General features: G+C 71.5%; 13 protein-coding genes. 6 read left to right on the plus strand and 7 right to left on the minus strand.

The annotated features are described in order from the left end of the window. Positions 1-108 precede the first annotated feature (108 nt). Positions 109-3,063, minus strand: coding sequence for an AfsR/SARP family transcriptional regulator (locus ACWCYY_RS15490; RefSeq protein WP_449796281.1), 2,955 nt, complete (start codon positions 3,061-3,063; stop codon positions 109-111). Positions 3,064-3,241: 178 nt separating this feature from the next. Between ACWCYY_RS15490 and ACWCYY_RS15495 the strand changes: the two genes are divergently transcribed. Next, a complete protein-coding gene (locus ACWCYY_RS15495) occupies positions 3,242-3,478 on the plus strand; it encodes a hypothetical protein (protein WP_345282089.1) in 237 nt (78 codons plus the stop codon). Between the two features lie 60 nt (positions 3,479-3,538). Here ACWCYY_RS15495 and ACWCYY_RS15500 read toward each other — a convergent pair whose 3' ends face one another. Further along, positions 3,539-5,206, minus strand: coding sequence for a fumarate hydratase (locus ACWCYY_RS15500; RefSeq protein ID WP_345282091.1), 1,668 nt, complete (start codon positions 5,204-5,206; stop codon positions 3,539-3,541). A 161-nt stretch (positions 5,207-5,367) separates the two neighbouring features. Here ACWCYY_RS15500 and ACWCYY_RS15505 point away from each other — a divergent pair, with 161 nt between their 5' ends. Further along, positions 5,368-6,078 carry a DUF1707 SHOCT-like domain-containing protein gene (locus ACWCYY_RS15505; RefSeq protein WP_449796282.1) on the plus strand — a complete coding sequence of 237 codons (711 nt, stop codon included), beginning with the start codon at positions 5,368-5,370 and terminating at the stop codon, positions 6,076-6,078. 304 nt (positions 6,079-6,382) lie between these two features. Then, positions 6,383-6,730 carry a WhiB family transcriptional regulator gene (locus ACWCYY_RS15510; protein WP_380149457.1) on the plus strand — a complete coding sequence of 116 codons (348 nt, stop codon included), beginning with the start codon at positions 6,383-6,385 and terminating at the stop codon, positions 6,728-6,730. A 64-nt stretch (positions 6,731-6,794) separates the two neighbouring features. On the opposite strand, the gene glpX is transcribed toward ACWCYY_RS15510, so the two are convergent. Further along, positions 6,795-7,832 (minus strand): class II fructose-bisphosphatase, encoded by a 1,038-nt coding sequence (gene glpX, locus ACWCYY_RS15515; RefSeq protein ID WP_345282095.1) that lies wholly within the window; start codon positions 7,830-7,832, stop codon positions 6,795-6,797. Between the two features lie 233 nt (positions 7,833-8,065). Between glpX and ACWCYY_RS15520 the strand changes: the two genes are divergently transcribed. Next, positions 8,066-8,569 carry a DUF4245 domain-containing protein gene (locus ACWCYY_RS15520; protein WP_345282097.1) on the plus strand — a complete coding sequence of 168 codons (504 nt, stop codon included), beginning with the start codon at positions 8,066-8,068 and terminating at the stop codon, positions 8,567-8,569. Positions 8,570-8,650: 81 nt separating this feature from the next. Here the strand turns inward: ACWCYY_RS15520 and ACWCYY_RS15525 are convergent, their stop codons facing one another. Continuing rightward, the gene (locus ACWCYY_RS15525; protein ID WP_345282098.1) at positions 8,651-9,241 is read right to left on the minus strand and encodes a malonic semialdehyde reductase; all 591 of its coding nucleotides are present in this window, start codon (positions 9,239-9,241) and stop codon (positions 8,651-8,653) included. Positions 9,242-9,401: 160 nt separating this feature from the next. Beyond that, entirely contained in the window at positions 9,402-9,644 is a 243-nt protein-coding gene (locus ACWCYY_RS15530) for an exodeoxyribonuclease VII small subunit (protein WP_345282100.1), read from the minus strand. A 70-nt stretch (positions 9,645-9,714) separates the two neighbouring features. On the opposite strand from ACWCYY_RS15530, the gene ACWCYY_RS15535 reads away from it, so the two are divergent. Continuing rightward, positions 9,715-10,197 (plus strand): GNAT family N-acetyltransferase, encoded by a 483-nt coding sequence (locus ACWCYY_RS15535; RefSeq protein WP_345282101.1) that lies wholly within the window; start codon positions 9,715-9,717, stop codon positions 10,195-10,197. Positions 10,198-10,204: 7 nt separating this feature from the next. Here ACWCYY_RS15535 and ACWCYY_RS15540 read toward each other — a convergent pair whose 3' ends face one another. Then, on the minus strand, positions 10,205-10,525 hold the full coding sequence (locus tag ACWCYY_RS15540) for a hypothetical protein (protein WP_345282103.1): 321 nt from the start codon (positions 10,523-10,525) through the stop codon (positions 10,205-10,207). Between the two features lie 482 nt (positions 10,526-11,007). Here ACWCYY_RS15540 and ACWCYY_RS15545 point away from each other — a divergent pair, with 482 nt between their 5' ends. Then, positions 11,008-11,349, plus strand: coding sequence for an HAD family hydrolase (locus tag ACWCYY_RS15545; RefSeq protein WP_345282104.1), 342 nt, complete (start codon positions 11,008-11,010; stop codon positions 11,347-11,349). A gap of 50 nt (positions 11,350-11,399) precedes the next feature. Here the strand turns inward: ACWCYY_RS15545 and ACWCYY_RS15550 are convergent, their stop codons facing one another. Next, complete coding sequence (locus ACWCYY_RS15550; RefSeq protein ID WP_345282106.1) at positions 11,400-12,587, minus strand: glycosyltransferase family 4 protein; 1,188 nt, start codon at positions 12,585-12,587, stop codon at positions 11,400-11,402. Between the last annotated feature and the right edge of the window lie 5 nt (positions 12,588-12,592).

The following is a 12,592-nucleotide window of genomic DNA, read 5'->3' on the forward strand; positions in this document are numbered from 1 at the left end:
GGGCCTGCCAGAGTGGTCTCAGCGCCGGGGAAGCGTCGAGGCGCTCCCGCAGCCGGGGGGCTGCGGGAGCGCTGACGCCACGACGGGGGACCTGCTGGGGGGCAGGCGTCACGGCGCGGGGGGTGCCGTGGGCTCGGTGTGCTGCTGCAGTTGGATGAGGTCCTGTACGGGGACGACCTCGGGCACACCGAGCCGGGTGAAGACGGCCAGCGCCTCCTGGAGACAGGCCAGGCCACGGGCCGGCTGACCGAGCTTCAGCAGCGCCTCGCCGAGCGCGGCGTTGGCCAGGCCCTGGCAGTAGGCGGCGTCCAGCTCCTGACCGATCGCCAGCGCCTCGTCGGCGGCCTCGACCGCCTCCGGCAGCTGGTCGTCCGCGAGCAGGCACGGCGCCAGCCGGGCGAGCGAGTAGCCCTCCCAGATCCGGCGCTGCTCCGACTGGTACAGCTTGTGCGCCTCGCGCAGGTGCGGCGCGGCCTCGCCGGGGGAGCCCGTCGACCTGAGGACCACACCGAGTTGGTAGAGCGTGTCCGCGAGGCACGGCGTGTTGCCCGAGGCCCGCGCGGCCGCCACCGCGGCCTCGGCCGAACGGGCCGCGTCCTCCTGCTGGCCGAGGTCCAGGTGGGCCCGGGCGATGTTGCCCAGCAGCCTGGCCTCGCTGATGGTGGCGCCCAGGCTGCGGCTGATCTCGCTGGCCTGCTCGAAGAACGGCAGTGCCTCGGCCGGCCGGTCGGCGAGGCTGAGCACCACGGCGAGCAGGTTGGCGGCGTTCACCCGCAGGTGGGTGCGGTCGTCCGGGCCCTGGAGCGCCAGGCTCTGACGCAGCGAGGCCTCGGCCTCCTGGAAGTCCCCGGCGACGTGCTGGAGGTACCCGAGCCCGAGCCGGACCCGGGCCAGGGTGGCCGCGTCGGCGTTCGGGTGTGCCGCCGCGTGCAGCGCCACCCGTATCCGCTGGGCGTGCGTGGGGTCCTCGACCAGGCTGTTCAGCACCATCAGCAGGTCGACGGTCGGGCGCAACAGGGTCAGCGGTTCCTGGACCGCGGCCTCGATCGTGCTGAGCAGCAGGGCGAGTTCGGACCGCAGCCAGGTGTGCGCGTCCGTGCTGTCCCGGAGCTGCCGGCCGGGCGAGACCGGCTGGTGCAGGGTCTCGGGAAGGATGTCGTCGGGCTCCAGCGCGCGGGCCGCGTTCCGCATGGTGGCCAGCAACTGGTCCAGCAGGCGCAGCACCGCGGCCTGCAGCTCGTCGGCGTTCTCCAGCTTCTCGTTCTGCCGCTGCGCGAAGAGCCGGAGCAGGTCGTGGTACCGGTAGCGGCCGGGGGTGAAGCACTCCAGCATGTTCGCCTCGACCAGCGCCTCGGCCAGCGACTCCGCCTCGTGCTCGTCGGTGCCGAGCAGGGCGGCGACGGCCTCCAGCGGGAGGTCGGGGGTGTCGATCACCGACAGCAGGCGGAAGGCCCGGGCCTCGTCCGGCCGCAGCTGCCCGTAGCCGAGGCCAATGGTGGTCTCCACGGCCAGGTTGCCGAGCTGGAGCTCGTGCAGCCTGCGCCGTTGGTCCGCTAACCGCCTCGCCAGGTCCGAGACGCTCCAGCGCGGGCGGCTGGCCAGCCGGGCGGCCGCGATGCGGACGGCCAGCGGCAGGAACCCACAGGCCGTCACCACCGCGAGTGCGGCCTCGGGTTCGGCCGCCACCCGCTGCTCGCCGACGATGGCCGAGAACAGCGCCAGCGCCTCCTCGGGCGTCAGCTCCTCCACGTCCACCAGGTGGGCGCCGGGAAGCTCGGCCAGCCGCGAACGGCTGGTGACCAGGACCGCGCTGCCCGAGACGCCGGGGATCAGCGGCAGCAACTGCCGGGCGTCCTTGGCGTTGTCGAGCAGGATCAGCATCCGGCGGTCGGCCAGCAGGGAGCGGTAGAGCGCGGCGCGCTGCTCCAGGGCGTCCGGGGTCTCCGGTGCCCCGAGGGCGTAGAGGAAGTCACCGAGCACCACGGCCGGGTCGGCCGGCGAGGCACTGGGGCCGCGGAGGTCCACGTAGAGCTGCCCGTCCGGGAACTCCGAGCGGATCGAATGGGCGAGGTGCACTGCGAGGGTGGTCTTGCCGACGCCCCCGATGCCGGCCAGCGAGGTGACCACCACGGCCTGGCCGGAACCGCTGCGCAGGACGTCCCGGAGCTCCGTCACGAGTTCGGATCGGCCGCTGAAGTCCGAGACGTCCGCCGGGAGTTGGGCAGGTGGGACGAACGCCGGAAGCTCTTCCGGATCGGCCAGGCGCGCCGTCGCCGGCATCAGGGTGGGGTCGCCCGCCAGGATGCGGGCGTGCATCGAGGCCAGCCCGGCGCCCGGCTCGACGCCGAGCTCCTCGATCAGCAGCTTCCGGGTGTCGGTGTAGACGCCGAGCGCCTCCGCCTGCCGGCCGCAGCGGTACAGGGCGAGCATCAGCAGTTCGCGCAGCCGCTCGCGCAGCGGGTGTTCGGCCGAGAGCGAGCTCAGCTCCGAGACGGTCTCGGCGTGCAGTCCGATCTCCAGCGCGGCGGAGCAGCGCTCCTCCCAGGCGGCGACCTGACGCTCCGCCAGTCTGCTCCGGTGCGCCTCCGCGTGCGGACCCGGGATGCCGGCCAGCGGCCGTCCGCTCCACAGCTCCAGTGCGGTGGCCAGCAGGCGGTGCGCCTCCCGGAAGTCGCCACCGGCCTTGGCCATCGCGGCGCGGGTGAACTCGCGCTCGAAGACCGAGAGGTCGAGCGCCTCGCCCGGGATGCGCAGTGCGTACCCGTCGCTGACCGAAATCAGTAGCTCGGCCGGCGCGCGGACCTCGCGGTCGGGCTCGATCAGCGAGCGCAGCCGCGAGACGTACGTGCGCAGCGCGGCGACCGCCTGCGGTGGCGGCCGGTCGCCCCAGAGGCCGTCGACCAGGTCCTGGGTGGTGACCGGCCGGCCCTGGTTGAGGAGCAGCGCGACCAGCACTGCCTGCTGTTGAGGTGAGCCGAGAGACAGGGGTTGTTCCCCGCGCCAGGCTTGGACGGGGCCGAGCACCTGGAAGCGCAGCGTGGGTGGCTGCGGCTCAAGTTCCATGGAATTCCCCCGATGATGGCCAAGGTGAGGCGCCAGCTTATGAGCAAGCGGGCAAACGTTGGAGAAGTGGGCGGGCCTCGGGATGTTTATAAGACATTTAGCGGGCCCTACGATACTGGGCGCACGCCCTGACCCGTCCGTCCGGGCCGACTGTTCTGATTACCCGAAAGGCGGCGTCATGGCCGAGACCGAGACCACTACCGCTACCCCGAACGAGGCCCAGCCGGTGGCCGAGGCCGCACCCGTCGAGCAGAGCCTCACCGCCGTGGAGCCCGACCGCGGGCTCCTGGAGGTCGTGGAGATCCTGGCCGAGCCGGAGACCGAGGAGGAGGCCGCCGCGGCGGCCGAGACGGCCGCCGCCCCGAAGCAGGACGGCCCCTACGAGCCGCTCGGCAACGTGGTAAACCGTCCGTAATCCGGCGAATGAGCGTCAAATGCCCCGCCCCACCTCGCAGGTGGGGCGGGGCACTCGCCGTTATTCCGCCGAACGCACCCGCAGACTGGTGATCAACGGACCGTCGGTGACCTCGGCGAAGAAGTCGTTGCCCTTGTCGTCGACCACGATGAAGGCCGGGAAGTCCTCGACCTCGATCCGCCAGACCGCCTCCATGCCGAGCTCGGGGTACTCCAGCACCTCGACCTTCTTGATGCAGTCCAGCGCCAGCCGCGCCGCCGGCCCGCCGATCGAGCCCAGGTAGAAGCCGCCGTGCTCGTTGCAGGCCTTGGTGACCTGCTTGGACCGGTTGCCCTTGGCCAGCATGACCATCGAGCCGCCCGCCGCCTGGAACTGGTCGACGTAACTGTCCATCCGACCGGCCGTGGTGGGGCCGAACGAGCCCGAGGCGTAGCCCTCCGGGGTCTTGGCCGGGCCGGCGTAGTAGACCGGGTGGTCCTTCATGTACTGCGGCATGCCGTCGCCCGCGTCCAGCCGCTCCTTGATCTTCGCGTGCGCGATGTCACGGGCGACCACCAGCGTGCCGGTGAGCGAGAGGCGGGTCTTGACCGGGTACTTGGAGAGCTCCGAACGGACCTCCGACATCGGCCGGTTCAGGTCGATCCGGACCACCTCGTCGTCCAGGTGCTCGTCCGTGGTGTCCGGCAGGTACTTGGCCGGGTCGGTCTCCAGCTGCTCCAGGAAGACGCCCTCGGCGGTGATCTTGCCCAGCGCCTGGCGGTCGGCGGAGCAGGAGACGGCCATCGCGACGGGCAGCGAGGCGCCGTGCCGCGGCAGGCGGATCACCCGGACGTCGTGGCAGAAGTACTTGCCGCCGAACTGCGCGCCGATGCCGATCTTCTGGGTCAGCTCGGTGACCTTGGCCTCCAGCTCCAGGTCCCGGAAGCCGTGGCCGGTGGCGGCGTCGCCGCTGGTGGGCAGCGAGTCCAGGTAGTGCGCGGAGGCGTACTTGGCGGTCTTCAGCGCGAACTCGGCGCTGGTGCCGCCGACCACGATCGCCAGGTGGTACGGCGGGCAGGCCGCGGTGCCGAGCGAACGGATCTTCTGCTCCAGGAAGTTGAGCATCGAGGCCTCGTTGAGGATGGCCTTGGTCTCCTGGTACAGGTACGACTTGTTGGCCGAGCCGCCGCCCTTGGCCATGAAGAGGAACTTGTACGCGTCGCCGTCGGTGGCGTACAGCTCGATCTGGGCCGGCAGGTTGTTGCCGGTGTTCTTCTCGTCCCACATCGTCACCGGCGCCATCTGCGAGTACCGCAGGTTCAGCTTGGTGTACGCGTCGAACACGCCCTGCGCGATGGCGGACTCGTCGCCGCCGGAGGTCAGCACGTTCTGGCCGCGCTTGCCCATCACGATCGCGGTGCCGGTGTCCTGGCACATCGGGAGGACGCCGCCGGCCGAGATGTTGACGTTCTTCAGCAGGTCCAGCGCCACGAAGCGGTCGTTCGGGCTGGCCTCCGGGTCGTCCAGGATGCGGCGCAGCTGGGCCAGGTGGTCCGGGCGCAGGTAGTGCGAGATGTCGTGCATCGCCTCGGCGGTGAGCAGGCGCAGGGCCTCCGGCTCGACCTGCAGGAAGCGGCGCCCGGCGGCCTCGACGACGCTGACGCCCTCGGAGGTGAGCTTGCGGTACGGGGTCGGGTCCGCACCGAGGGGGAGGAGGTCGGAGTAGGCGAACTCTGGCGTGGGAGCCATGGCTGGAGGTCCTTAACTGATCCGGCTGCGTCGACGAAGCACCCTCAAGGTTAGGTGCCCCCGGAGGAAGGGGTGCGCGCAGGTGAGCCTGCGTGACGGGAGTCACTACGACTTGGTCATAAGGCCGGTTCGAACAGACCTCCGGTGACTAGGCTTGGAGGGTGGAGAACTCCGAGCCGTCCAAGGCCGATCTGACCAAGCGTCCGGTGGACGCCGCGCCCGCCTCCGTCCCTGCTCAAGCGCCCGTCACCGAGGCCGAGCTGCGCGCCTCCGACGCCGACCGCGAGCGGGTCGCCGAGCTGCTCCGGGACGCCTACGCCGAGGGCCGGCTGACCGTCGAGGAGCACTCCGAGCGGATCGAACTCGCCTACGGGGCGAAGACCCTGGGCGATCTGGCGCCGCTCACCCGGGACCTGCCGGCCCCCGGCGCGCCGGTCTCGGTGGCCAAGCCGCAGCCCGCCGCCGACCGCCCGCCGGTGCTCCCGGCCCGGGCCGAGGCGCCCACCGTGGTGGCGATCTTCGGCGGGGCGGCCCGCAAGGGCCGCTGGCGGGTGGGTTCGCACCTGCGGGCCGTGGCGCTCTTCGGAGGGGTGGACATCGACCTCACCGACGCGGTCTTCGAGTCCCCCGAGGTGGAGATCGAGGTCTTCGCGATGTTCGGCGGGGTGGACGTCAAGGTCCCGGAGAACGTCTCGCTGCACGGCAGCGGCCTCGGCCTGTTCGGCGGCTTCGACGTCAAGGAGCAGACCGTGGCCGACCCGTACGCCCCGGTGGTCCGGGTCAAGGGCGCGGCGATCTTCGGCGGGTGCAGCGCCAAGCCGCGTCGCGGCAAGAAGCTCAAGGAGTGGGTGCGCAAGCAACTCGAAGGCTGAGCAAGGCAGTTGGCCGGGGCCGGGCCGACGGGGCGTCACCCGTGGGGTCGGCACCCGGCGCCGGGGCGAGTGCAGTCCGTAGTCATGCGCATGCGGTGTGCATGAACCGGGTTACGGCGGGGTAGTTCCAGACGCACATCGTTTCTTGTACGGCTGTGACCCCGGGGGCGGCTGAGGTTCGACCCGACGCGTGCGCGGGGTCGCTGCGGGGCAGCCGGGCAGGGAGCCCTTTTCCCCGAGTCTTGAGCCTCGTCAGGAGTAAGCCGTGCTGCATCCGATCGAGTCCAGCCCCCGAGCCGTCTCCGTGGCGGCCCACGCCGCCTCTTCCCCCGTGGTGGTGGTGCAGCGGCTCGACTCCCAGGACGACAACCCCTGGCACACCGGTGCGGCCTGCCGCCGGGACGAGGCGGGGCTGTTCTTCGCCCCGTCCAAGGAGCCCACGGCGGCCCGGCTCTCCCGGGAGGAGCAGGCCAAGCAGGTCTGCGCCCGCTGCCCGGTACTGCTGGAGTGCCGCGAGCACGCCCTCAACCAGCCGGAGCCGTACGGGGTCTGGGGCGGGCTGACGGCGGCCGAGCGCCGGGTGGTGCTGGCCCGTCGTCGCCGCCGGGACACCGAGCGCCGGATCCCGGCCGCCCGCCGGATAGCGGGCTGACCGCCCGTCAGGGCGGCGGCCGCCGGGGAGCGCCCGGCCGCCGCCGCCCTTCGGCGCCCGGTGCTCAGTTGGCCCGGTCGAAGTCGATCGCGCTGTAGGCCCGCAGCTTGGACAGCTTGTGGGTGGAGTGGATCTCCCGGATGGTGCCGCTCTTGGAGCGCATCACCAGCGAGCTGGTGGTGGCGGTCTCCGAGCGGTAGTGCACGCCGCGCAGCAGCTCGCCGTCGGTGATGCCGGTGGCGACGAAGAACACGTTCTCGCCGCTGACCAGGTCGTCGGTGGTGAGGATCCGGTCCAGGTCGTGGCCGGCGTCCAGCGCGCGCTGGCGCTCGGCGTCGTCCTTGGGCCAGAGCTTGCCCTGGATCACGCCGCCCATGCACTTCATGGCGCAGGCGGCGATGATCCCCTCGGGGGTGCCGCCGACGCCCATCAGCAGGTCGACGCCGGTGCCCTCGCGGGCGGTCATGATCGCGCCCGCCACGTCGCCGTCGGAGATGAACTTGATCCGGGCGCCCGCCTCGCGGATCTCCCGGACCAGGGTGTCGTGGCGCGGGCGGTCCAGCACCATCACGGTGACGTCCTCGACCGCGGTGCCCTTGGCCTTGGCGACGCGGCGGATGTTGACGGCCACCGGCGCGGTGATGTCGACGTACTCGGCCGCCTCGGGGCCGGCCACCAGCTTGTCCATGTAGAAGACCGCGCTGGGGTCGAACATGGTGCCGCGGTCGGCCACCGCCAGCACCGCCACCGCGTTGGCCATGCCCTTGGCGGTCAGCGTGGTGCCGTCCACCGGGTCCACCGCGACGTCGCACTCGGCGCCGGTGCCGTCGCCGACCCGCTCGCCGTTGTAGAGCATCGGCGCCTCGTCCTTCTCGCCCTCGCCGATGACGACCACGCCGTTCATCGAGACGGTGGAGACCAGGGTGCGCATCGCCTTCACGGCGGCGCCGTCGGCGCGGTTCTTGTCACCGCGGCCGACCCAGCGGCCGGCCGCCATCGCGGCGGCCTCGGTGACCCGGACGAGTTCGAGGGCGAGGTTGCGGTCGGGGGCCTCCGGGGCCACCACCAGGGAACTGGGGAAGTTGCTGTGCGGGGCGGTCATCGTCGTTACCTCTCTGTACGCGACGGCCAGAGCGCCCGACAGAGCTTGCCTGGTCGAACGCCGTGATGAGGGTGCTGCGATCGTATCCGTCCATCAGATGACTGTCTGTGGCGCACCCCCGGTGACCGGGTGTTCCGTCCGCTTCCGTCCCGGTTCACCCGTCGGAGTGCACCCCGGTTGTCCGAAGTCCGAGGGGCATGGGTCACCATGTGGGGGTGGCAGGCAAAAGCAGCATGAGAGGCCGGCAGACGGTACGGGACATGGTCCTGTCGATGCTGGCGGTCGGTGTCGTGGTCTTCTTCGGCTACCTGTTCATCCCGCACTCGGAGGGCGACGGGCTCAAGGCGGTGGACTACCGCTCCACCCTGGCCTCGGCCAAGCGCGTCGCGCCGTACCCGGTGCTGGCCCCCGAGGGCCTGGGCGCGGACTGGAAGGCCACCTCGGTCAGCTACGACGGCGGGGCCAAGGGCAGCGCCGCCTGGCACCTGGGCTTCGTCACCCCCTCCGGCCAGTACATCGCGGTGGAGCAGCGGGTGGCCGAGCCGGACAAGGCGGTGGCCGAGGTGGTCGAGGGCGCCAAGCCCGACGGCACGGCCCCGGTCGACGGCCAGGAGTGGCAGCGCTACCAGGGCAAGTCCTACCGCGGCCTGGTCCTCAGGACCGGCGGCGCGACCACCGTGGTCGCCGGCACGGCCAGCTACGAGGAGCTGACCGGCTTCGCCCGCACCCTGAAGTGATCCGCGTCGGAGACGACGGAGGAGCCCCCGGCCTGGTGGCCGGGGGCTCCTCCGTCTACTGCTTCAGCCGCTGACGGGAGGTCAGACGGTGGTGACGACCTCGTCGTACTCCAGGCGCGGGGAACGCGGGAACCAGGCGTCCTCGCCCGGCTTGCCGATGTTCACCACGGCCAGCACCGAGTGCTTGCCGTCGCCGAAGAAGTCCTTGTTCAGACCGTCGGCGTCGTAGCCGGTCATCGGGCCCGCGGCCAGGCCGGCGGCGCGCACGCCGATGATGAAGTACGCGAGCTGCAGCGAGGCGTTGAAGCGCGCCGAGGCGGTGCGGCCCTCGACCTCCTCGAAGTGGCTCTTGGCGGCCGGGTAGTGCGGGAAGAGCTTCGGCAGCTGGTCGTGGAAGTCGTGGTCCGCGGCCAGGATGGCGACCAGCGGGGCGGCCTCGGTCTTCTTCTTGTTGCCGTCACCGAGGTGCGAGACCAGGCGGGCGCGGGCCTCGTCCGAGCGGACCAGGACGATGCGCAGCGGCGACTGGTTCATCGAGGTCGGCGCGTACTTGACCAGGTCGTAGATCGCCTGGACCTGCTCGTCGGTGACCGGCTCGTCGGTGAAGGTGTTGGCGGTGCGGGCCTCGCGGAACAGAAGGTCCTGAGCGGCGGCGTCGAGAACCAGGGTCATTGCAGTCCACCTCATGCGGAAAGGGAACGTCGGAAGCTTGCGAACAGCCGGTCGTGCGCCGTTCGTACGAGTCCAACGTTAGGTGAAACTTAAACTATTCCGCAACTCTCTGGTGGTCTCTGTCACATCGAGTTCACAGTGGCCCCGTCGGCACCACCGCTCACGCCCCCGCCGCACCCCCGGCGTCCTCCTCGGCGGCCAGCGCCGCGTCCAGCCGGGCCCGCGCGCCGTCCAGCCACCGCTGGCAGACCTTCGCCAGCTCCTCGCCGCGCTCCCAGAGCGCCAGCGACTCCTCCAGCGGCACCCCGCCGGCCTCCAGCCGCCGGACCACGTCAAGGAGAGCATCGCGCGCCTGCTCGTAACCGAGGGCGTCGTCGCCGTTATTCCCCGCAGACTCTGTCATGTCGTCAGGGTAGGCGCAGCGGGGGACAATTCACGGTCACGTCCCGACCGGGGCGGCTAGCCTTCGCCGCATGACCACCGTACGGAGCGCCACCCCCGCCGACGCCGCCGAGCTGGTGCGGCTGCGCCGGCTGATGTTCGAGGAGATGTCCGGCGCCGCGGCGCCGGGGGAGTGGGAGGCCGCCACCGGGGCGGTGCTCCGGGAGCGGCTCGCGGCACCGCCGGATCGGCTCACCATGCCCGCCTTCGTGGTGGACGACCCCGGCCGCCCGGGCCGGCTGGCCGCCTGTGCCGTCGGGACCCTGGAGCAGCGGCTCCCCGCGCCCGGCCACCCCGACGGCCTGTTCGGCTTCGTCTTCAACATCTCCACCGACCCGGAGCACCGCCGCCGCGGCTACGCCCGGGCCTGCACCGCCGCCCTGCTGGACTGGTTCGACGCCCGCCGGGCCACCCGGATCGACCTGCACGCCACCGTCGACGGCGAGCGGCTCTACCGCGAGCTCGGCTTCGCGGAGCACTCCGTCCCGCTCTCCCGGCAGCGGCTGAGGGGTTGACGGCCGGTCAGGACGCGCCGGCCAGCAGGTGGTGCAGCTCCGGCCCGGTGAACCGCCAGGCCACCCGGCCGACCAGGTACTCCAGGTGCGTGGTGCCCCAGCGGTCCAGCCAGAGGGCGTGGCCGCTGTCCACCCCCTGGCCCTCCCGCCCCAGCGCCACTGCGGACTCCAGGGCGAGCACCGAGGACCTGGCCTCGTCGGGGGTGAAGTCGAAGCCCTCGCCGCGCGCGCAGGCCACCAGGTTGTGCAGGTCCTGGCGGTAGTAGCGGCGCAGCATCGCTCCGTCGCTCTGGAGGGCGAGCAGGAACTCGGCGAAACCTCGGGACAAGACGTTCTCTCCTGACGACGGGTCACGGTTGACACCCCGCCGGGGACGGGCGGGCAGGTGTGTCAACTCGATGATTGACTATCAGTAACATTTTGCGTCGATGCCGACGGGCCCATGTGTGCCCAGTTGGGTGGGTGCGTGACCCGGCCGGCTCGAGGCCAAACAGATCAGGACGGTCGGTTTGGAGCGGGGCGATTGACTCCCGAGCTCACAGGGAGGGATGTCGAGAAGCGGTGACTTTGAGCAATTTCAGCGCGGTGGGGTGAATGTCGGGCTGATGCCGAATCAGGTAATCGCCGGGCCGCCCGCCAGGCGGAATGGAAGACGTACCGTGCGCTCTTGATCACCCAGTGCGCTAATCTCGGACTGTCGCAGGGGACGGCACGGCAGAACCGGGGGCTTGGGGCATGGGGGGAGATGTTCGGCGTGCCGCCTTTTTCGATCTTGTGCTGGGCACGTGGGAGTCGTTCGAGGCGGCCCGGGTGGCACTGGAAGCCCACCGGGCTGCGGGCGATCTCCTGATCCTGCTGGTGGGCGGGCCGGGCACGAAGGCGGGCGCCGGAGGCGCCGGGCTGCTCCCCGGAGATTGTCTGACAATTGACACAGGATCGGATGAGAGAAAATCCTGGGCGGTCGTCGAGACTATGGCAAGACTCGGCCTGGACGCCTCGTGCTGCTTTGCCTATGCCGACCACCCCGATTCCCTCGGTATCCTCGGCGTGGTCGGCAATCCGCGAGTTCTCGGAGATGACCCGGAGCTGGTGGAGTACGCCCGCAATCGGGGCTGGCCGATAATTTCCCCCGCACCGCCGCTGGCCTGCTGAGGCGCGTCGGCTCGCGCCCCCGTGGCCGGTTTCCGCTGCCGGGCACGGCGCTAGCGGCCGGCGGTCAGCTGCCGGTACACCGCGAGAGTGCGGTCGGCGGCCTCGTCCCAGGAGAAGTCGTCGGCGGCCCGGCGGCGGCCGGCCGCACCGAGGCGGCGCGCCAGCTCCGGGTCGTCGATCAGGGTGTTGACCGAGGTGGCCAGGTCGGCGGCCAGCTGCTCCGGGTCGACCGGGTCGCCGGTCCCGTCGGCCTGCTGCTGGTACCGGATCAGCAGCCCGGTGTCCCCGTGCTCGACGAACTCCGGGACGCCGCCGACGGCGGTCGCCACCACGGCGGTGCCACAGGCCATGGCCTTCAGGTTGACCGCGCCGGTCGGCTCACGGAGCGAGGGCTGGACGAATGCCGTGGCCTGCGCGATGAGTTGACGCATGACCGGCTGGGTCACCGCCCCGCCGATCCGGATCACGCTGGACCGCCTCCTGGTCAACTCGTCCACCAAACCGGCGACTTCGAGCTCGACCTCCGGATTTCCGGGCCCGTCGCAGCAGAGCACCAGCTGTGCCTCCGGCCGGAACTGCGCGGCGGCGCGGAGCAGGTGGGGCAGCCCGCGGCGCCTGGTCGGGCGGCCGACGAAGAGCACGATCGGGCGTTCCGGGTCGATCTCGAACCGCTCCAGTGCGGCGGTCCCGTGGTCCGGCCGCCACAGCTCGGTGTCGATGCCGCTGCGGATGACCCGGGTCTTCTCCGCCGACACCTCGGGGTAGGCGGCCAGGACGTCGTCCCTGAGCGCGGCCGAGCCGGTGATCAGAGCGTCCGCCTCCCCGGCGGAGCTGCGCTCCATCCAGTCCGAGAGCGCGTGCTCGCCGTCGGGCAGCTCGGAGTCCCCGGCGCGGGAGGCCGCCAGGCTGTGCATGGTCATCACGTGCGGGATGCCGTACAGCCGGCCGGCCACGTGCCCGGCCGCGTTGGTGAACCAGGTGTGGCTGTGCACCAGGTCGGCGGAGAAGCAGTCGTCCGCCATGCCCAGCCCGGCGTTCAGGAACTGGAACGCCGAGCTCTCGCTCGGCTCGCCCGGCTCTCGGTAGGAGTAGGTGTCGGGCTCGGCCGGCCCGGAGTCGAAGCACCGGACCCGGACGTCGACCAGGCGGCGCAGCGCCCTGGTCAGTCCGGTGGTGTGGGCATCGGCTCCGTTGTGGGATTTGGTGGGGTACTGCCGGGTCAGAAGATCGACGCGCATCGTGG

The sequence above is a fragment of the Kitasatospora sp. NPDC001664 genome, assembly GCF_053596675.1.